Below are 19,991 nucleotides of genomic sequence, written 5' to 3' on the forward strand. Positions count from 1 at the left end.
CCTGGCCGGATCCGCCCGAAGACGTGACGGTGATAAGCACTCCGTGACTGAGCTAAAAGAGCACTGTAGCGAACGTACCCACCTGATGGAAACCCACGCGTTCGTAGGTGGCCCTGGCGCGGCTGTTGTAGTCGTTAACGTAAAGGCTCGTGACCGGTGCGAGCTGCTGTGCGTGGGTTACGACGGCGGCCATATAGGCTGCGCTCAGCCCTTTGCCGCGGTACGACGGATTCATCCAAACGCCCTGCACCTGGGTTACTTCCGGGGTCACCGCCCCCAGCTCGGCTTTGAACACCACTTCACCGTCATTGTTGAGGTGGACCAGCGAGTGTCCTTGCCGGATCAGTCCTTCAACTCTCCGGCTGTAGAACTCCCGTCCACCCAGGAACGGTGAGTACCCCACTTCTTCTTCGAACATCGCAGCACAGGCCGGCAGGATGCGGTCGAAGTCATCGAACCGGCTGAAGCCCAAGTGGACGTCGGGTTGCACTGTGGGCGGGCCTGTCAGTGTCAGCAGGGGCTGGATGGCCCTGACATCATGGGCCAACTGACCCAGGTCCTCGAGCCGTTCGTACATGGCGAGCACAGTCTCGGCAGGACCAAAAATGGAGGCGTACCGGCGGCCTGATCCATAGGCTGCGGCAGCGACGGCGCCTGCAAGATCCGGATCAAGTTGGATGGGCACCAGGTTAGCGCCTGCCCAGCACGCACCCACCAGGTCCTCGCCGTCGAACACTCCCAAAACGTTCGCTCCACCGGAGGTGGGTGCCGCCGTTCCCGTGCTATCCAGGTGCGCGAGGATAAACACATTTGCCACAACGTCCTGCCGGGCGAGTTCCTGGAGCTTGGCGGTGTCGGCCCCGCCCAGTACCCGCACGGAAGTGCCGGCTGGGTATCCGTCCTTACGAGACGCTAACCACGGGGCTACCCTTGACAGCATCTTCGCCATCGGCCTCCCCCATCTCTTCAGCGATACGCATGGCCTCTTCGATCAGTGTCTCAACAATTTCGCTCTCAGGAACAGTCTTTATGACTTCCCCCTTGACGAAAATCTGGCCCTTGCCGTTGCCGGAGGCTACGCCGAGGTCCGCTTCGCGCGCTTCGCCCGGTCCATTGACCACACAGCCCATAACAGCAACCCGGAGCGGAATCTCCATGCCCTCAAGTCCTGCCGTAACCTGTTCAGCCAGTGTATAGACATCAACCTGGGCACGGCCGCAGGACGGGCAGGAAACGATCTCGAGTTTGCGTGGGCGGAGGTTCAGGGACTGCAGGATCTGATTGCCCACCTTGATTTCTTCCACCGGCGGAGCGGAGAGGGAGACGCGGATGGTGTCGCCGATCCCCTTGGAGAGGAGCGCACCAAAGGCCACCGCGGACTTGATGGTGCCCTGGAAGGCCGGGCCGGCCTCGGTCACACCAAGGTGCAGAGGCCAGTCGCCCTTCTCGGCCAGCATCTCGTAGGCGGCCACCATGATGACGGGGTCATTGTGCTTCACAGAGATCTTGAAGTCATGGAAGCCATGCTCCTCGAACAGTGACGCTTCCCAGACTGCCGATTCCACGAGGGCCTCAGGAGTGGCCTTGCCGTACTTTTTGAGGATGCCCGGCTCCAGTGACCCGGCGTTCACGCCGATTCGGATGGATGTCCCGTGATCCTTGGCTGCCCTGGCGATTTCCTTGACCTGGTCATCGAACTTCCGGATATTTCCCGGGTTCACGCGTACCGCAGCACAACCGGCTTCGATGGCCGCGAAGACATACTTGGGCTGGAAGTGGATGTCAGCGATGACGGGAATCTGGGACTTTCTGGCGATGATGGGGAGGGCTTCCGCATCGTCCGCGGACGGGCAGGCAACCCGTACGATGTCGCAACCGGACGCTGTCAGCTCCGCGATCTGCTGGAGCGTTGCGTTGATGTCCGTTGTAGGCGTGGTGGTCATGGACTGCACACTGATGGGCGAATCGGAGCCGACGCCGACCGAGCCTACCTTGATCTGGCGGGTCTTCCTGCGCGGGGCAAGAACAGGCGGTGGTGCTGACGGCATTCCCAGGCTGACCGAGGTCACGTGGACTCCTTGTTTCAAGATGTGTGGGTTGTGGTCCGGACTGGACTAGGCTGCGTGCTCTGAAAGCAGGCCGATAACCGGGTTCCATTCGGTGATGCGGATGGCCGAAATTACCTGTGCCGAAGCGAACGGATCCTGTTGCAGGAGGTCACTCAAGGCGGCGTCGTCTGAGGCATTGAAAATCAACAGGGCTCCCGCACCGTCGGAGTAGGGTCCGCTGGTGAGTAGCACGCCTTCCCCGGCAAGAGCGGTCAGCCATTCTCGGTGGGCGGGCCGGTGGGCATCACGGACCTGCCCGGAGTCGGCGTCGTATACGTACTCAACAGCAAAAACAGTCATAGGGCTACCCTATCTCGCCGCCCGCCAGAGTACCCATCCGGCCGAAGTCAGCTCAGAAACAAGACCTTGGCCAAGGCGGCAATACCGGCAGCCCAGAACATGGACGTAAGGGTTCCAATGATGAAGCGTTCGGCGGCAACTGGCGTCTCTTTCAGCTCGGCAAAACGTCCGAGCCCCTTGATTGCAACGACGTACGCGATGGCGACGGGTTGTCCTCCCAGAATGGCCAGGCAGACAGCAAGCCGCTCAAGGATACCGATGATCGCCCCGCCCCGAAGGATCCGCGTGGAGGCTGCAGGGGCTCCATTGTCAACCTTGCCCGGTGCGGGCTCTTCAGGTTGGCCAGTACCAGGTTGATCCCTTGCAGGAACTGCGTCCTCGGCTTTCGACGGTCCGGCCGGCACCGTGATTTCGCCGTCAACGGTAACGTCGGCTGAGGGGTCGTCGCCGTCGTCTGCCTTGGCAGTGTTCCGGGCCGTACGGGTGCCAGCATCCGCCTTGTCATCAATCGTCCTGGCGAGGCGGAAAACCAGCGCGGTAACCGGCCAGCCGGCGAATCCCGCCAAGACCATGGCCAGCGTTACCCAAAGAGCGTCCACGCGTCTGCTCCCGTCCCTTCAGTCGTGATGATCTGGTGTGCCAGGGCCAGCAGCATTTCAGCGGCAGGCCTTGCCGCCCATTCTTCCTGCCATCCGGACCGCAGCACTGCGCGGCTCACCGACTGCTCCGTGATTCCCAGTTGGCGGGCAGCGATTTTCTGGCTGCCATGCTTGGCCTCGCGGCCCTGCTGGACGGCCGCGAGGGTGTCGACCACTTTCCATTGCGCCTCACTGCGTTCCTGGATCAGCCGCCCGATGAGGCGCAATACCGCCTCTGCGTTGGCGCAGGCAGCAGCGGCGTGCGAGGCGCGTGTGTCCGCAGTGGGGGCGCCGTCAGTTTCCATGCGGATCGGCATGCCCGGCAGAACTGCCAATGGGACATGGCCGGCGGCGGCCTTAGCCCTCTCCACGGCATGCCGGGCCGCTACGAAAGCCGGACCTGACCCTTCCCGCGGGCTTTGAGGCAACGGCATGTCCACTGGACCCATGCCAATGCCCACATACCAGTGCCCCCGCCTCAAAGCATGAAGCGCGATTGCCACAGCTTCGCCAGGATCCTGTACAACCCCCTGAATTTCATCACCCACCGAGCGCTCAAACGTTCCCGACGTGGTCAAGGGGGCTACGTCCTGGAGCAGCGATGGGACGCGATCAACATCCGCCGTGCTGCCGCGCTGGTCGATAGTCAAAACGAACATACCTCAACCGTAAATGGCTGATAATCAAATATCAATCATTTTTGGCTGATATCTTGTAAACAGCCGTTTGCGGCTGAGGAATGGGCTAAAGGGGTATCAGAAAATGCTGATGGGCTTAACGATGTCGGCATAAATCAACAACGCCCCCATTCCCATGAGCAGGACCGCCACCACATACGTCACGGGCAGGAGTTTGGCGATGTCAAAGGCACCAGGATCCGGCTTGCCGAAGAGCTTGGCCACCCTCCGTCGTGCACCCTCGTACAAGGCGCCTGCCACGTGCCCGCCATCCAGGGGAAGCAGCGGAATCAGGTTGAACACAGCGAGCGCGAAGTTCAAGCCGGCCAGAAGCCCGACCAAAACGGCCAGCCTCGATTGAACAGGTACCTGCTCCATGGCCGCCACCTCACCGGCCACCCTGCCCACGCCCACGACGCTGATAGGACCGTTCGGGTCACGTGGTTCCTCGCTGAAGGCCGCCTGCGCAACGCCCGCCACCCTTGCCGGGAGGTTAAGGACGACGCCGGCTACCTGCCGTATATTCTCCCCTGCCATGGGCAGCACAGAGGACGCCGGCTGCTGAACAAGTGCCGTCTGGGCTCCGATGCCAAGGAATCCCACCTCCTGATAGCGCGGCTGTCCTTCAGCGTCCAGCGCCGGCCTTCCGTCCTCACCGATGATCGGGCGGGCGGAGAGAACCGGAGTGACGGTAGTGGTGACGGGAGCGCCGTCGCGTTCCACCGTGATGGTGACCTCCCTGCCTGCCGATTCACGAATCCAGCCGGTCAGCTGCTCCCAACTGGTGACAGGTTTGCCGTCGAAGGACGTAATGGTGTCCAAGGGCTTAAGCCCGGCCGCAGCGGCAGGGGTGAGCGTGCAATCCGGGGAATCCGGATCGACCGTCTCGCCAGCCTTGACCTGGCACCTGGAGACGTCGGCAACTGTGGTGGTGGCAGTTGCAATGCCGAAGCCCATGAGCAGCACGGCTGTGAGCACGAGGCCTATCAGCAGGTTGGCAGCTGGCCCGCCCAGCATGATGATGATCTTCTTCCATACAGGCAGCTGATAGAAGAGACGCCCCTCATCGCCTGGCCCGACTTCCTGGTGAGCCACGGATCGCGCTTCGCTGGCAAGGGTCTGGAACATTCCCGTGCTGGAGGGACGTACCGCCCCGTCCTCTTTGTTGGGCGGATACATGCCGATCATCGACACATAGCCGCCCAGGGGGATGGCTTTGAAACCGTACTCAGTCTCGCCCCTGCGCGTGGACCAGAGCGTGGGGCCAAAGCCGATCATGTATTTGGTGACGCGAACCTTGAACAGCTTCGCCGGCAGCAGGTGCCCCAGTTCATGAAGCGCAATAGACACTGCGATGCCGATGGCCACGAAAACGACACCGAGGATAAAAAGGAGGACGGGGTTCATGCTTGGCTGCTGCTTCCTAGAGACTGCTCATAGCTAAACGTTCATGGGTCCGCGCACGTGCCCACTTTTCAGCATCCAGCACGGACTCAACAGACAGCAGGGAAGACCCTGAATGTTCACTGAGGACGGCTTCGATCGTATCCACAATGTCCGTGAACCGGATTTTCCCCGCATGGAAGGCCACCACCGCTTCCTCGTTGGAGGCGTTGAAGACTGCCGGGAAGGTGCTCCCTTGCTTGGCTGCATCCTTGGCCAGGTCCACGGCGGGAAAAGCGGTGACGTCCAGCGGTTCAAAGGTCCAGCTGGTGGCCTTGGTCCAGTCACACGGGCGGGCCGCGCCCGGCACCCGGTCCGGCCATCCCATTCCGAGCGCGATCGGCAGCCGCATGTCAGGTGGGGAAGCCTGCGCAATGATGGAACCGTCGACGAACTGCACCATGGAATGGACTACGGATTGCGGATGGACCACGACGTCGATCCGGTCCAGCGGGATATCGAACAACAGGTGCGCCTCGATGACTTCCAGCCCCTTGTTGACCAGGCTGGCCGAGTTGGTGGTGACCATAAGCCCCATATCCCAGGTCGGATGGGCCAGGGCGTCGCTCGGCGAGACATCGTGAAGCTGCTCCCTGGACTTTCCGCGGAACGGGCCACCGGAGGCCGTAAGGATGAGCCGGTCAACCTCTGACGCCGACCCGGACCGCAGGCACTGGGCGATCGCGGAGTGCTCGGAATCCACCGGAACAATCTGGCCTTCGCGTGCAGCGGCCTTCACGAGGGAACCGCCCACAATCAGGGATTCCTTGTTGGCCAGGGCAAGGATGGCGCCTGACTTCAGTGCTGCAAGGGTGGGCGCAAGGCCAATGGAACCTGTGATGCCGTTGAGGACGACGTCGGCCTCCACCTCAGCGATCCGCGTGGAGGCATCTGCCCCCGTGATGATTTCGGGCTGGTAGCCAACGATGCCCGCTGCGCCGGCGGCAACCTTGATCAGGCGCTGAAGTTCAGCACCGTCGCCATCCGCGATACCTACAGCCTGGGCACCCGTATGGACCGCCTGCCGGGCAAGAAGTTCCAGGTTTCCGCCCCCGGCACTGAGGGCTACAACCCGGAAAAGGTGGGGAGCGCCGTCGACCACTTCGATCGCCTGGGTACCGATGGAACCCGTGGACCCGAGGAGGACAATTCTGCGTGGCTGCCCTGAAGTGGAATGGCTGGCGCCCGAAATCTGCATGATTCAAGTATCCCGCACTGCGAAGGGGCTCCGTCCCGGCTGTCCTGCTTTCAAGTCCGAAGGATTGACGGTATGCGCAGCCGGCGTAGCTTAAATGATGTGGACTGGGTGGGTTGGTTCGACGCGCCGGACTACGGGATTGCCCGGGAAGTACTGCAGCGGGGCATCGCCGCGGTTTACTTCATCGCGTTCCTGTCCGGCATGAATCAGTTTCCGGCGCTGCTGGGCGAACACGGCTTGCTCCCCACTCCCCGGTTCCTGGGACGTTATGGACGCATGGCCATGCCAACGCTCTTCCGCTGGCGCTACTCGGACCGCCTGTTGAGGGCTGTCTGCCTGACGGGGATGGCAATCGCCGTGACGCTGGTGGCCGGCCTTCCGCAGCTCGGGCCGCCGTGGCTTCCCATGATCGCGTTCCTTACCTTGTGGCTGCTATACATGTCCATCGTGAACGTGGGCCAGACCTTCTACAGTTTCGGATGGGAAATCCTGCTGCTGGAAGCGGGCTTTATCGTGGCCTTCCTTGGCTCCAACCAGACTGCGCCGCCTAAGACGATCCTCATCCTGCTCGCCTGGCTGCTGTTCCGTCTCGAATTCGGCGCCGGCATGATCAAGATCAGGGGCGGAAGCGAGTGGCGGGATCTGACGGCGCTGTACTACCACCACGAAACCCAGCCTATGCCGGGCCCGCTGAGCAGGCAGGCGCACCTCCTGCCAAAACCGTTGCACAAGATGGAAGTCCTCGGGAATCATTTCGCCCAGCTGGTGGTCCCCTTCTTCCTGTTCGCCCCCCAGCCGTTGGCGAGCATCGCGGCCGGCATCATCATCTTCACCCAGCTGTGGCTTGTGGCCACCGGGAACTTCGCCTGGCTCAACTGGATCCCCATCGTGCTCGCCTTTTCCGCGATTAGTGATTCGGTGCTCCACTCCCTGGTGCCGGCCATTCCGCTGGACCTGCACCCCGCGGAACAGCATTCGGCAGCGGGAGCGGGAGCGGCCAGCGATACTCCCCTGTGGTGGCTGGTCATTGTCTTGGCTGCCTCCCTCCTGCTCGTGGTGCTGAGCTACTGGCCCATCCGCAATCTCTTCGCCCATCGCCAGCTCATGAACGCCAGCTTCAACCGCTGGCAACTCGTCAACACTTACGGCGCTTTCGGCACAGTGACAAAGCAGCGCATCGAGATGGTGGTGGAGGGGACCCTCACTGAGGATCCGGACGATGGCGACTGGCGCGAGTACGGCTTCAAGGGAAAGCCCGGAGATGTGTACAGGCTGCCGAGGCAGTGGGCTCCGTACCACCTGAGGCTGGACTGGCTTATGTGGTTCCTGCCCCTGCGCACTGTGCATGAGGAGTGGTTTTACGCTTTCCTTGGCAAACTCCTTGAAGCTGACCGCCAGGTTCTGAAGCTGCTGCGTTATGACCCGTTCGACGGCGCCCGCCCCCGCTGGGTGCGCGTCCGCAGCTGCCTCTACCGCTTCTCCACCCGGGCGGAGTACCGGGAGACAAGGCAGCGCTGGATCAGGACACCTCTCTACGAAGTGATACCACCGCTGTCTTTGCCACCGGATCAATAAACGGAAGCAGAACGTCAGGCAGCCGGCTTAAGGGCGTACCGGCGCTCCGGCCGCCCCGCGCCGTATTTGAGCCGCACGTCCACCCTGCCTTCGTCATTGAGATACTCCAGGTAGCGCCGGGCACTCACGCGGGATGTACCCAGCAGATCAGCCACCTCGGCGGCAGACAGATCAGTATCAGAGGAGCCAAGCACCTGCTCCACACGCTCCAAAGTTTCCGGGCTGCAGCCCTTCGGCAGAGGCCGCTGACCGCCCTCTACCCCAAACAAGCGGTTGACGTCGGATTGCTCTGCGACGTTTTTGGACGAATCCAGGCCCTGGTAGGCGATCCGGTAGTGCTCCAGCCGTTCCTGCAGATCCGTTTGGGAGAACGGCTTGATGAGGTAGTGGACGATGCCACCCCGCAGGGCACGACGCACCGTTTCCACCTCCCGCGCTGCACTGATAACAAGCACGTCGAGCCTGGGAGCAACCTCGCGAAGCTGCAGCATGAGGTCAAGCCCGTTCACATCCGGCAGATGGATGTCCAAAAGAACCAGGTCGGGCTGCAGCTCCCTGGTCTTCAGGATGGCGTCAGCACCAGTATGGGCAGCGCCAACGACGGCGAATCCAGGGGTCCGCTGGATGAAACCGGCGTGCACCTTCGCCACCATAAAGTCGTCGTCGACTATCAGGACTTTGATCACAGCTCCAGCCTCCGCTGTTTCAGTTCCGCTTTGAACACTGCTCCTCCATCATTGGCAACAGACAGCTCGCCGCCGCGCCTTCGGCAGACCACACGCGAGAGCGCGAGGCCGAAGCCGCGGCCCTCCTCGCTGCTGTGCTGTTTGGTGGTAAACCCCTGCCGGAAGATCTTTTCCGCGGCGTCCGGGGAGACGCCCGGGCCGGAGTCGCGGACGGTGACTGTCACGTCGTCGTCGCCCTCTTCCACCGACACCTTAACTATTGCCTTCGTCCTGCCCGTAACGGCGTCGAGAGCGTTATCCACGAGGTTTCCGACGACCGTTACCAGGTCCCGTGACAGTGCGTCATCCACGCGTCCCAGCAAGGAATCCGGGTCCAGCTGCAGAGTGACTCCGCGCTCGGTTGCAAGGCTGGTTTTGGCTATCAGCAGGGCAGCCAACGCCGGATCCTCTATCCGACTGGTGACCTCATCGTTAAGCCTGGTCCGGTCCAGGGTGGCGCCATTGACAAACTGCACCACCGAATCGTACTCACCGATCTGGATAAGACCTGATATGACGTGCAACTGGTTGGCAAATTCGTGCGCCTGGGCCCGCAGGGTATCGGTCGCCGTCCGGGTGGCGCCCAACTCACGCTCCAGGGAGGACAGCTCGGTGCGGTCGCGGAGCGTGGTGACGGACCCGATGTCGCGTCCCCGCGAGCGGATGGACACCCGGTTCAGCACCAACAGCCGCTCACCCACCAGGACCAGTTGGTCCGGGCTTGACTGCTCGCGGGTGAGGACGTCCTTTAAGGCCGCGTCCACCGGGAGCGTTGCCAGGTTCTTGCCCACGCAGTCAGCCGGCAGGCCCAGCAGTTCACGGGCGCTGTCGTTGGCCACGGTGATCCGTTCATTGGGATCGAGTGCCACCACGCCCTCCTTCAGCCCGTGCAGCATTGCCTCACGGTTTTCAACCAGCCCGGTGATTTCACTGGGCTCCATGCCCAGGGTCTGCCGTTTGACCCTCCGGGCCAGCAGCAGGGATCCGGCAACACCCAGCACACTGGCCACACCGAGGTAGGTCAGGAGATTCGGGGCGGCATCGCTCAGCCGCTCCAGCATGGACGGGTAGTGACGGCTCACTGACGCAATGCCGATCATGTCTCCCTTGTCGTCGAGAACAGGGACATGGGCGGACAGGAAGACGCTGCCGGCTTCATCCACAACCCCTGTCCATGACCTGCCTTGCAACACCCGGCTCTCGCCAAGTTCCAGGGGCTGGCCCAGCAGGCTTGGATCAGACGAGGCCACCACAGTCCGGTCAAGCCTGGCCAACGCAACCTGGGTTGCTCCGGAAACTGAACGGACGGACTCTGCCACGGCGGGAAGGGCCGCGCCTTCCCGCGGCTCGGCGGATGGCAGCAGCGTGCGAACTGTTGGATTACTGCCAAGGGCCTCGGCGGCGGACAAAGCCTGGCGTCCTTCGATCCGTTCAAAGGCGGCGGCGCTCTGCGCTAGCGAGATGGCCACCACGGCCACCAGGACGGCAAGGACTATCAGCAACTGGAGAACAAGGTACTGACCAGCGAGGGACATTCCTCTACGTCGAGTCACTGTGGTTGTTTCCTCTGGTGGTTCAGCAGGTCTGCTGGTTCTGCAGTAGCGGCGATTGGGTAATCCGGTGCGTGTCCGCGCTGGCTACCGGAACTCTACCGCAGCGTTTCGGGAGTGGGACGCCGGAAACGTGAACGCAATGAACTTAACTTTTTCTGCTTACAAAAGCGTGATGCACATCACCCTTGGGCCTAGCATCGGATCACCAGTCAGTTTTGCTGATCATTTTAGCGAGAAGAGGAACACCATGCGCCAGAACCGCGCATTGCGAATTGCCGCCGTCGCCGCCGGCATCGCCCTGATGGCCACCGGTTGCGGTGCCACCGGTGGCAGCTCCACCAATACATCTACCCCCGGCGCTGCTGCCGGGCCGGTGACAGGGCTCCAGATCATGGTCCCCAACACCCCGGGCGGCGGTTACGACACCACTGCCCGCGTGGCAGCCAAGGTTCTCGACGACGAGAAGGTTGCAACCAACACTGAGGTCTTCAACCTTGCCGGTGCCGGCGGAACTGTGGGCCTGGCCCGCATTGTCAACGAAAAGGGCAATGGCGATCTCACCATGCTCATGGGCCTTGGTGTGGTGGGCGCGAGCTACACCAACAAGTCAGAGTCCAAGCTGACGGACACCACCCCGCTGGCCAAGCTCATCGAAGAGCCCGGCGCCATCATGGTCAGCAAGGATTCGCCCTACAAGACCATCGATGACTTGGTGGCCGCGTGGAAGGCAGACCCCGGTTCCATCAGCGTCGGTGGCGGCTCCTCCCCGGGAGGCCCCGACCACCTGCTGCCCATGCAGCTGGCAGGAGCAGTTGGAATTGACGCCACCAAGGTGAACTATGTGGCCTACGACGGTGGTGGAGACCTTCTCCCTGCCATCCTGGGCAACAAAATCGGCTTCGCTGCTTCCGGCGCTGGCGAGTACCTTGAGCAGATCAAATCAGGTGGGGTCCGCGTTCTGGCAACGAGCGGCGCCGAGCGCCTTGAGGGTGTTGACGCACCCACGCTGAAGGAATCCGGCATCGACCTGGAGTTCACCAACTGGCGCGGCATTGTGGCTCCTCCGGGAATCACCGACGACGACAAGGCCAAGCTGATTGCCGCCCTCGAAAAGATGCACGGCACCGAGGGCTGGAAAGAAGCCCTTAAGAAGAACAGCTGGACCGACGCCTTTATCACCGGTGACGAGTTCGAGTCCTTCCTGAGCGAGCAGGACAAGCGGGTGGCTGACGTTCTCACGAAGCTTGGCTTGGCGTGAGCTCCTCACCATCTTTGACTTCCAGGCTCAAAGGCCGCTCCGAGCTTGGGGTAGCCCTCCTGCTCGGGGCGGCGGGCGTCGTCGTCCTGGTGGACGCCCTTCGCCTGGTAACCCCGTATTCCCAGTCAGATCCGGTGGGACCGAAGACCCTGCCGTACATCGTGGCCGGCCTGCTGATCGTCTGCTCCGTCCTGCTGGCACTGAACGTGCTGCGCGGCGGGCAGGGTGAAGCCGAAGGCGGCGAGGACGTGGATCTCTCGCATCCCGCCGACTGGAAAACCGTCCTGCCGCTGGTCGGAGCGTTCGTCGCCAACATCCTGCTCATTGACTGGGCCGGTTGGGTGATCTCGGGAACAGTCCTGTTCTGGGGCAGCGCGTGGGCCCTCGGAAGCCGGCACTATATCCGTGACGGCCTCATCTCGGTGGCCCTGTCCGTCCTGACGTTTTACGGCTTCTACCTCGGCCTGGGCATCCCGCTGCCGGCCGGTCTCCTGAAGGGGGTTCTCTAAATGGATGTTCTCTCCTCCCTCATGGACGGCTTTGCCACCGCCCTGACGCCAATGAACCTCCTCTACGCCTGCATTGGCGTCATCCTGGGTTCCGCCGTAGGCGTGCTGCCGGGCCTTGGCCCCGCCATGACCATCGCCTTGCTGCTCCCGGTCACGACCGTCCTTGAACCCACCAGCGCGTTCATTATGTTCGCCGGCATCTACTACGGCGGTATGTACGGCGGCTCCACCACCTCGATTCTGCTGAATACACCGGGCGAATCGTCGTCGGTGGTCACAGCCATCGAAGGCAACAAGATGGCGAAGGCCGGCAGGGCCGCGCAAGCCCTTGCAACAGCGGCGATTGGCTCTTTCATCGCCGGCACCATAGGCACCGCACTGCTGGCAGTCTTCGCGCCGGTCGTCGTGGAGTTCGCCGTCAGTCTGGGCTCCCCGAGCTATTTTGCCATCATGATTCTTGCCCTCCTTGCTGTGACGGCAGTCCTCGGCTCATCGAGACTGAGGGGCTTCGCTTCCCTGGGGCTCGGTCTGGCGATCAGTCTGGTGGGCATGGACAAAGTCACAGGCCAGCAAAGACTCACCTTCGGGCAGCCCTTGCTGGTTGACGGCCTGGACATCGTGGTGGTGGCCGTGGCCATCTTCGCCCTGGGCGAGGCACTATGGGTGGCCGCCCACATGCGACGCACTCCGTTGCAGGTTATCCCTGTTGGCCGTCCCTGGATGGGTAAAAAGGACTGGAAACGGTCCTGGAAGCCCTGGCTCCGCGGAACGGCGTTCGGCTTCCCCTTCGGTGCCCTTCCCGCCGGTGGAGCAGAGATCCCCACGTTCCTCTCCTATGTGACCGAGAAGCGCCTCAGCAAGCATCCTGAGGAATTCGGCAAGGGTGCTATCGAAGGTGTTGCGGGGCCGGAAGCAGCCAACAACGCCGCTGCCGCCGGCACCATGACGCCCCTGTTGGCCTTGGGCCTGCCCACGAATGCTACCGCGGCCGTCATGCTCGCAGCGTTCATCCAGTTCGGCATCCAGCCGGGACCGCAGCTGTTCGAGAGCGAGGGACCGCTGGTGTGGGCCCTGATCGCGAGCCTCTTCATCGGCAACTTCCTCCTCCTGCTCATCAACCTTCCCCTGGCTCCGATGTGGGCAAAAATCCTGCAGCTCCCGCGGCCGTACCTGTATGCGGGCATCCTGTTCTTCGCCACGCTGGGCGCCTATTCGGTAAACCTGCAGGCGTTCGACCTGGTGCTACTGCTGGTGCTCGGTGCATTGGGATTCATGATGCGCCGCTTCGGGCTCCCCGTGCTGCCTCTCATCCTCGGTGTGATCCTCGGGCCGCGTATCGAAGAACAACTTCGGAGGACTATCAAGCTGTTTAACGGAGATCCGGCTGGGCTTCTTAGTGAACCAGTTGCCGTCGTTGTGTACATCATCATTGCGGTCATCCTCATCTTCCCGTTGCTGATGAAGCTCTGGCGCCGCAACCATCCGGTCCCCAGCCTCTTGTCCGCGAACGACACGCGTGGATCCGAACCGACAGACGTCACCCGCGGCAATGTCACCCATGCCGGCCACCGCTCCGACGGAAAAGATGGCGCCGACGGCGGCGATGCGGGCGACGGCGACGGGTAGGCAGTACCCACTCCCCTCCACGCCAGAAGACCACAAGGCACAAACCACAGACCACAGGAGAAACAGTGAGCATCATCGTTGGCTACGTTCCCACGCCCGAAGGGGCAGCAGCACTGGAAGCGGCAATCGCCGAGGCGCGAAAAAACAAAGCGCTCCTCGTCATCATCAACTCCTCCCGCGGGGACGCCCTCGTGGACAAGCGCTACGCCCAGGTGGAGGACATCGCCAGCATCGAGCAGCGCCTGAAGAAGGAAGGAATCGAGCACATCATCCAGCAGCCTGTGCGCGGGAACGATGCCGCCACAGAGGTGCTTCAGGCCGCGGAACAGCACCGTGCCGACCTCGTCGTCATCGGCCTTCGGAGGCGCACCCCAGTCGGGAAACTGATTATGGGAAGCACCTCACAACAGATACTGCTCGAGGCAGACTGCCCGATTCTTGCCGTCAAGGCCGCTCCGGCTCACTAGGGGCACCTCCGGCATTGGATGCAATAGGAACGTCGACGGCGTAGCGAACGCCGAGTGCAGGCGGCGGGTGGAAAGGAATCACTTTCCACCCGCCGCCTGCTGCTGTCAGATGCAGAGTGCCCTCATAATCGATTCATCTACTAACCGTGCAACGGCTACCCCTTCAGCTGCTCCCACCGGGCCGCTGGGAAGGACTCCATGACAAGGTTCCGCCTGGCCATTCTTGACGACTACCAAAACGTGGCTGAGGACTTCGCCCCGTGGAGTTCCCTGGCCGCCGACGGGGTGGAGGTGACAATATTCAACACCCCCCTTGGCTCCGACAGTGCAGTCGCCGCTGCACTGTCAGACTTCGAGGTCATCGTAGCCATGCGCGAACGGACCCCTTTCCCCCGCCAGGTCCTCGAAAAACTGCCGAATTTGAAATTGCTTGTCACTACAGGTGCCGCCAACGCTGCCATCGATCTGGAGGCCGCTAAAGAGAAGGGGGTGGTTGTCTGCGGCACGGGCGGCTCCCCCACTGCCGCCCCGGAACTGACCTGGGCCCTGCTGCTGGCCTTCACCCGCAATCTCACCGCAGAAGAAACCTCCCTGCGGAATGGCCGGTGGCAGAGAACCGTGGGTTTCGAGCTGTCAGGGAAGACGCTGGGCATCGTGGGTCTTGGCAAGATTGGACACAGGATCGCCGCCTACGGGAAGGCCTTCGGCATGGAGGTGCTGGCATGGAGCCAGAACCTGACCGAAGAGACCGCAGCGGCCGCCGGCGTACGGAAAGTCAGCAAGGACGAGCTTTTCCGGAAGTCCGACGTCGTGAGCCTCCACCTGCGCCTCTCCGAACGGAGCGAGGGCATCGTGGGCGAACGGGAACTGCGTCTCCTCGGACCCGACGGCGTTCTCGTGAACACTTCGCGAGGCCCGCTGGTGGACCAGCAGGCCCTCCTCGATGCCCTTCACGCTGGGCACATCCGCGGAGCCGCGCTCGACGTCTATGATCAGGAGCCGCTTCTGCTTGGGCACCCGCTCCTCGATGCCCCGAGGACAGTTCTGACTCCCCATCTGGGCTACGTTACCCATGAGAGCTACAGGGCTTTCCTCGGTGGGGCGTTCGAGGATGTCAGGGCCTGGCTCGACGGCTCCCCGCTCCGGAGACTGGCTTAGGATCAGCGTCCACTAAGTGCCAGGTGGGCGAGTTCTGTTAGGCGCCAGTCGCGTGACTCTTCGTGCGCCGTGATGGTGATGACTGCGTTTTGGGCGTCATCGATGACCACATACTGCCCATATTTACCGTCGAGCCGCCAACAGTTGCCCGGCCCGTTCCATGCAGCGAGGCCGTAGCCTTCGGAAGGCGGGCTACCGCCGGTTTCGACCCACGAGCTGTGCATCCGGTCCACCCATCCTGGGTCGACGAGCTGCTTGCCTTCCCAGCGGCCGCGGTCGCGAAGCAGGCGGCCGATCCTTGAGAGCTCTTCTGTGCGCAGTTCCAGTCCGCTCCCGCCGACTATCCAACCCAGGGGCACCGGTGCCATTGCGGGTTGTGGATGCCCAGCGGGTCGAACAGGCGGGGCATGAGCCAGTCCCGTACATCGCCGGCTACGGCGCCGAGCATGCGCATTGCTACGTACGTGCTCGCATCGGTGTACTGGAATTTTGAACCAGGGCCGGAAGTTGGTCTTCTGAGCATCTCCTGGGCCAGGTCTGGCCAGGACACCGGTTGGTCGCCGAACCAGGGGAGCTCGTCTGGAACGTGCTCGACCTTCACTGACGCTCGTAAGCGGGCGTGAGTGTTGGCTTCCCGTCTTCCGCTCCTTAGCGGCCTGAGACGGGCCTGGTACCGGACCGGCGCACCATGGCTTCGGCATGCTTGAGAATGGGACCGTCGATCATCTTGCCCTTGAACTGAAAAACTCCCGACCCTGCGCTGGAGGCTGCTTCCAGCAGCTCGTTGGCCTCGGCGACCTCGGACTCGGAAGGCGCGTACGCATCCCGGACAACAGCCACCTGGTTGGGATGGATGCACGCTTTAGAACTGAAGCCGGACGCCACAGCATCGCGGCTTTCGGCAGCCAGGCCGTCGAGGTCGGGGATGTTCACGTACACGGAATCAATGGCTTCCTTGCCGTAGGCCCGGGCCGCCAGCAGCACAGCCGAACGGGAGTGCAGGGCCACGGCCCGGTAGCCGCCGTCGTCGTTCCTGCTTGAGGTTCCGCCCAGGGAGGCGAGCAGGTCCTCGGCACCCCACATGAGGCCCACCACGTTGGGTTCGGCAGCTATGGCGGGAGCGCTGATGATTCCGGCTGCGGTTTCGCAAAGCGCAATGACACTGAACCCTTCAAGTGCCCGGACCTGGGCCGCATTCTCGGTTTTCGCCAGCATGACTGTCCGGTAGGGCGTGTGGGCGAGGCAGTGCAGGTCCTTCTCAAACTCGTCCGTGCCCGCCGGGTTGAGGCGGACAATGGTCCGGGTGGGCTCGAGTTCCGGCACATCTCCCTTGGCGCCCAGCTGGGCGAGGATGGCGCCCCGGGCACGTTGTTTGTCTGCCGGCGCCACAGCATCCTCCAGGTCAAGGATGACGGCGTCGGCGCGTTCGGCCGCTTTCAGGTAGCGTTCCGGCCGGTCGGCAGGGCAGAACAGCAGGGCAGGACCCATCACAAACGTCATGAATTTATTGTCCCTCCACTTCGGTTCGCAGGCCTTCCTGGGCCTTGAGATGGGCGTCCCGTGTCCACATCAGGCAACTGCGCGTGGCCAGGGCAACCACCGTCCCGTCCTGGTTCCTGCCGGTGTGCTTCATTGTCACGATCCCCTGGCCGGGCCGGGAATCCGAAAGCCGCTTTCCGGTGATTAGAGTCTCCGTGTACAGGGTGTCGCCGTGATACAGGGGGTGCGGAAAGGAGACATCCGTCAGGCCCAGCTGGGCAATGATGGTGCCCTGGGTCAGCTGCGGTACCGATTGCCCCACCACCGTGGCGAGGGTGAACATCGAATTCATTAGCCGCTGCCCGAAGGGCTGCCCCGCGCTCCAGGCCGCGTCAAGGTGAAGCGCTTGCGTGTTCATCGTCATGGTGGTGAAGAGGACATTGTCAGTTTCGGTCACCGTGCGTCCCGGGCGGTGTGCATAGAGCACTCCGGTCTCCAGTTCGTCGTAGTACAGCCCGCGCTGTTCGATGATCCGCTGCCCGGGCAGTTCGGATTCCCTAAGGTCCTCCGTCATACCGTCAGTTCCCGGTCCTCTTCAAGGAGTTCGACGCCGGTGGCAGCGGCAACGTCCTCAACTGACACGTTGGGTGCCAGCTCGCGCAGGACCAGGCCGTCGGAGGTAACGTCAATGACGGCGAGGTCGGTGATGATCCTGTCCACGCACCCCTTGCCTGTCAGCGGCAGCGTGCATTGCTGGACAATTTTCGGCCGGCCGTTGCGGTCCACATGCTCCATCATCACGATCAGTCTTTTGGCGCCAAACACCAGGTCCATTGCCCCGCCCATGCCTTTGACCATCTTGCCGGGGATCATCCAGTTCGCCAGGTCGCCGTTGGCGGCCACCTCCATCGCGCCGAGCACGGCAACGTCCACGTGCCCTCCCCGGATCATTCCGAACGAGGTGGCCGAATCAAAGAATGCGGCGCCCGGATTTACGGTGACTGTTTCCTTGCCGGCGTTGATGAGGTCCGGGTCCACCTCGTCCTCGGCCGGATAGGGCCCCACGCCGAGGATTCCGTTTTCCGAATGGAGGACAACCTCCATTCCGGCAGGAATGTAGTTGGGAATCAGGGTGGGCATTCCGATGCCGAGGTTCACGTACTGCCCGTTGCGGAGTTCCTTTGCCACCCTTGCGGCCATTTCGTAGCGCGTCCAGCCCTTGCCGTCGGGGCTGGAGGCAGCAGCCCGGCGGTATTCGGGACGGACACCTTCCGGACGTGGCGCCTGGGAGCTGTTCGGATCCATGGCTATGCTCCTGCCTGGTTTGAAGTGGAAGACGCCGACGCTGCTGAGACGGTCTTCTTTTCGATCCGCTTCTCGACGGCGGGAGCCAGCACCACCCGCTGGACGAAGATGCCCGGGGTGTGGATGTTTTCGGGATTCAATTCGCCCGGTTCCACGAGTTCCTCAACCTCGGCGATGGTGATCCTCCCGGCCATGGCACACAGCGGATTGAAGTTCATCGCCGTTGCGTGGTACATGAGATTTCCATGCCGGTCCCCCTTCCAGGCGTGCACCAGCCCAAAGTCGGGAGTGAGGGACTCCTCCAGGACGTAGTCGGCACCGTTGAAGGTGCGCACTTCCTTCGGTTGAGACGCGATGGCTATGCTTCCATCGGCATCGTACTTCTGCGGCAGCCCGCCTTCGGACACCTGAGTGCCGACGCCCGCGCTCGTGAAGAAGGCGGGAATCCCAGCACCGCCCGCACGGAGCTTTTCCGCCAGGGTGCCCTGCGGGGTGAGGACCACCTCCAGTTCGCCTGAGAGGTACTGGCGGGCAAATTCCTTGTTCTCGCCGACGTAGGAGCTGACGGTCCGCCGGATCCTGCCGTCCTTCAGGAGAATGCCGAGGCCCCAGTCGTCAACCCCGCAGTTGTTGCTGACCGTTTCCAGGTCCCGGGTGCCGCGTTGGTGGAGGGCATCGATCAACGCCACCGGGATACCGCACAAGCCGAAACCTCCGACGGCGAGGGAGGCGCCGTCGGGGATATCGGCTACGGCCTCCTCTGCACTGGTAACAACCTTGTCAATCATCGTTGATCCTCTCAGGCCGGCTTCAATCCCAGTTCGCGGGCGATGAGCATCAGCTGAACCTCCGTGGTGCCCTCCCCGACTTCCAGGATCTTGGAGTCGCGGTAGTGGCGTGCCACGGTGAATTCGTTGATGAAGCCATAGCCGCCGAACACCTGGGTGGCATCCCGCGCGTTGTCCATGGCTGCCTCGCCTGCGACCATCTTAGCGATGGCGGCTTCGGTCTTGAACGGCTTCCCCGCCAGCATCCTCGCCGCAGCATCGTAGTAGGCCAACCGGGCAGTGTGCGCCCGTGCCTGCATGCGGGCGATCTTGAAGGCGATGGCCTGGTACTTGCCAATGTGGTGTCCAAAGGCACTGCGTTCCTTCGCGTATTTGACGGAGAGGTCCACACAGCCTTGGGCCGCTCCGGTGGCGAGGGCGGCGATGGCGATCCGGCCTTCGTCGAGAATGGACAGGAAGTTCGCGTAGCCCCGGCCCTGTTCTCCGAGGAGGTTTTCTTCCGGAACGTGGACGTCCTTAAGCGTTAAAGGGTGAGTGTCGGAGGCGTTCCAGCCCACCTTGTTGTACGCTTTCTCGGCCTTGAATCCGGGCGTACTGGTGGGCACCAGGATGGTGGAGATTTCCTTCTTGATGCTCCCGTCCTTGCGCTCGTGCCTGCCCGTGACGGCGGTGACGGTGACCAGCCGGGTGATGTCCGTGCCGGAGTTGGTGATGAATTCCTTGTTCCCGTTGATGATCCATTCGCCGCCCTCCAGCCTGGCGGTGGTCTTGGTTCCGCCGGCATCCGAGCCTGCTTCAGGCTCCGTGAGGCCGAATCCTGCGAGCGCCGTACCGGAAGCCAGCGCAGGGAGCCATTCCTTCTTCTGGGCATCGGTGCCGAACCTGTAGACAGGCATTGCGCCGAGTGAAACTCCTGCTTCGAGGGTGATGGCCACAGACTGATCTACCCGGCCCAGCTGTTCGAGGGCGATGGCAAGGGCAAAGTAGTCTCCGCCCATGCCACCGTATTCCTCCGGGAACGGCAGGCCGAAGAGTCCCATGTCGGCCATTTGGGACACCACTTCGTACGGGAAGCTGTGCTCTTCATCGTGTTTGGCCGAGACCGGGGCAACCACTTCGTCCGCAAATTCCCGGACAGTGTCGCTGAGGTCCTGGTATTCCTCACTGAGTTCAAAATCAGCCAT

At 62.6% G+C, this 19,991-nt stretch carries 22 protein-coding genes; 6 read left to right on the forward strand and 16 right to left on the reverse strand.

Annotated elements, in window-relative coordinates; translation table 11 throughout:
- Positions 1 to 52: 52 nt before the first annotated feature.
- The 7 genes from M1E05_RS14585 to dxr all read right to left on the reverse strand — a co-directional run bounded on the left by M1E05_RS14585 (position 53) and on the right by dxr (position 6,364).
- On the reverse strand, positions 53 to 940 hold the full coding sequence (locus M1E05_RS14585; protein WP_458114459.1) for a GNAT family N-acetyltransferase: 888 nt from the start codon (positions 938 to 940) through the stop codon (positions 53 to 55).
- A complete protein-coding gene (gene ispG / locus M1E05_RS14590) occupies positions 903 to 2,069 on the reverse strand; it encodes a flavodoxin-dependent (E)-4-hydroxy-3-methylbut-2-enyl-diphosphate synthase (RefSeq protein WP_458113808.1) in 1,167 nt (388 codons plus the stop codon). The genes M1E05_RS14585 and ispG overlap by 38 nt, the downstream gene beginning before the upstream one ends.
- Positions 2,070 to 2,114: 45 nt before the next feature.
- Entirely contained in the window at positions 2,115 to 2,408 is a 294-nt protein-coding gene (locus tag M1E05_RS14595) for a YciI family protein (protein WP_458113807.1), read from the reverse strand.
- Positions 2,409 to 2,455: 47 nt separating this feature from the next.
- Positions 2,456 to 3,007, reverse strand: a complete 552-nt coding sequence (locus M1E05_RS14600; protein ID WP_458113806.1) for a hypothetical protein — start codon at positions 3,005 to 3,007, stop codon at positions 2,456 to 2,458.
- Entirely contained in the window at positions 2,989 to 3,705 is a 717-nt protein-coding gene (locus M1E05_RS14605) for a MarR family transcriptional regulator (RefSeq protein WP_461163353.1), read from the reverse strand. Before M1E05_RS14605 ends, M1E05_RS14600 begins: the two co-directional genes overlap by 19 nt.
- A gap of 96 nt (positions 3,706 to 3,801) precedes the next feature.
- Entirely contained in the window at positions 3,802 to 5,130 is a 1,329-nt protein-coding gene (locus M1E05_RS14610) for a M50 family metallopeptidase (RefSeq protein ID WP_461163354.1), read from the reverse strand.
- 16 nt (positions 5,131 to 5,146) lie between these two features.
- Entirely contained in the window at positions 5,147 to 6,364 is a 1,218-nt protein-coding gene (dxr, locus tag M1E05_RS14615) for a 1-deoxy-D-xylulose-5-phosphate reductoisomerase (RefSeq protein ID WP_458113803.1), read from the reverse strand.
- A gap of 72 nt (positions 6,365 to 6,436) precedes the next feature.
- Between dxr and M1E05_RS14620 the strand changes: the two genes are divergently transcribed.
- Positions 6,437 to 7,939 (forward strand): lipase maturation factor family protein, encoded by a 1,503-nt coding sequence (locus M1E05_RS14620; protein ID WP_461163355.1) that lies wholly within the window; start codon positions 6,437 to 6,439, stop codon positions 7,937 to 7,939.
- Positions 7,940 to 7,953: 14 nt separating this feature from the next.
- Here the strand turns inward: M1E05_RS14620 and M1E05_RS14625 are convergent, their stop codons facing one another.
- Positions 7,954 to 8,625: a response regulator gene (locus tag M1E05_RS14625; RefSeq protein ID WP_458113801.1), complete on the reverse strand. Its 672-nt coding sequence runs from the start codon at positions 8,623 to 8,625 to the stop codon at positions 7,954 to 7,956.
- The gene (locus M1E05_RS14630) at positions 8,622 to 10,199 is read right to left on the reverse strand and encodes a sensor histidine kinase (protein WP_458113800.1); all 1,578 of its coding nucleotides are present in this window, start codon (positions 10,197 to 10,199) and stop codon (positions 8,622 to 8,624) included. The genes M1E05_RS14625 and M1E05_RS14630 overlap by 4 nt, the downstream gene beginning before the upstream one ends.
- A 265-nt stretch (positions 10,200 to 10,464) precedes the next feature.
- On the opposite strand from M1E05_RS14630, the gene M1E05_RS14635 reads away from it, so the two are divergent.
- The 5 genes from M1E05_RS14635 (at position 10,465) to M1E05_RS14655 (ending at position 15,235) form a co-directional block, all read left to right on the forward strand.
- On the forward strand, positions 10,465 to 11,475 hold the full coding sequence (locus M1E05_RS14635; RefSeq protein WP_309107713.1) for a Bug family tripartite tricarboxylate transporter substrate binding protein: 1,011 nt from the start codon (positions 10,465 to 10,467) through the stop codon (positions 11,473 to 11,475).
- The gene (locus M1E05_RS14640; protein WP_309107714.1) at positions 11,472 to 11,984 is read left to right on the forward strand and encodes a tripartite tricarboxylate transporter TctB family protein; all 513 of its coding nucleotides are present in this window, start codon (positions 11,472 to 11,474) and stop codon (positions 11,982 to 11,984) included. Before M1E05_RS14635 ends, M1E05_RS14640 begins: the two co-directional genes overlap by 4 nt.
- On the forward strand, positions 11,985 to 13,610 hold the full coding sequence (locus M1E05_RS14645) for a tripartite tricarboxylate transporter permease (protein ID WP_458113799.1): 1,626 nt from the start codon (positions 11,985 to 11,987) through the stop codon (positions 13,608 to 13,610).
- Positions 13,611 to 13,675: 65 nt separating this feature from the next.
- Entirely contained in the window at positions 13,676 to 14,077 is a 402-nt protein-coding gene (locus tag M1E05_RS14650) for a universal stress protein (RefSeq protein ID WP_458113798.1), read from the forward strand.
- 198 nt (positions 14,078 to 14,275) lie between these two features.
- Positions 14,276 to 15,235: a D-2-hydroxyacid dehydrogenase family protein gene (locus M1E05_RS14655; RefSeq protein WP_461163356.1), complete on the forward strand. Its 960-nt coding sequence runs from the start codon at positions 14,276 to 14,278 to the stop codon at positions 15,233 to 15,235.
- Between the two features lie 2 nt (positions 15,236 to 15,237).
- Here the strand turns inward: M1E05_RS14655 and M1E05_RS14660 are convergent, their stop codons facing one another.
- From M1E05_RS14660 to M1E05_RS14690, 7 genes are read right to left on the reverse strand one after another with little or no spacing between them, the layout of a single operon-like run.
- Positions 15,238 to 15,603: a hypothetical protein gene (locus tag M1E05_RS14660; RefSeq protein WP_461163357.1), complete on the reverse strand. Its 366-nt coding sequence runs from the start codon at positions 15,601 to 15,603 to the stop codon at positions 15,238 to 15,240.
- Positions 15,576 to 15,836 (reverse strand): hypothetical protein, encoded by a 261-nt coding sequence (locus tag M1E05_RS14665; protein WP_461163358.1) that lies wholly within the window; start codon positions 15,834 to 15,836, stop codon positions 15,576 to 15,578. Before M1E05_RS14665 ends, M1E05_RS14660 begins: the two co-directional genes overlap by 28 nt.
- A 47-nt stretch (positions 15,837 to 15,883) precedes the next feature.
- Positions 15,884 to 16,735, reverse strand: a complete 852-nt coding sequence (locus M1E05_RS14670) for an HpcH/HpaI aldolase/citrate lyase family protein (RefSeq protein WP_458113795.1) — start codon at positions 16,733 to 16,735, stop codon at positions 15,884 to 15,886.
- A 4-nt stretch (positions 16,736 to 16,739) separates the two neighbouring features.
- Complete coding sequence (locus M1E05_RS14675) at positions 16,740 to 17,288, reverse strand: MaoC family dehydratase (protein WP_458113794.1); 549 nt, start codon at positions 17,286 to 17,288, stop codon at positions 16,740 to 16,742.
- Positions 17,285 to 18,019 (reverse strand): CoA transferase subunit B, encoded by a 735-nt coding sequence (locus M1E05_RS14680; protein ID WP_458113793.1) that lies wholly within the window; start codon positions 18,017 to 18,019, stop codon positions 17,285 to 17,287. The genes M1E05_RS14675 and M1E05_RS14680 overlap by 4 nt, the downstream gene beginning before the upstream one ends.
- A 2-nt stretch (positions 18,020 to 18,021) precedes the next feature.
- On the reverse strand, positions 18,022 to 18,807 hold the full coding sequence (locus M1E05_RS14685; RefSeq protein ID WP_461163359.1) for a CoA transferase subunit A: 786 nt from the start codon (positions 18,805 to 18,807) through the stop codon (positions 18,022 to 18,024).
- Between the two features lie 11 nt (positions 18,808 to 18,818).
- Entirely contained in the window at positions 18,819 to 19,991 is a 1,173-nt protein-coding gene (locus M1E05_RS14690) for an acyl-CoA dehydrogenase family protein (RefSeq protein ID WP_458113791.1), read from the reverse strand.

This window comes from Arthrobacter sp. R4-81, assembly GCF_054792365.1.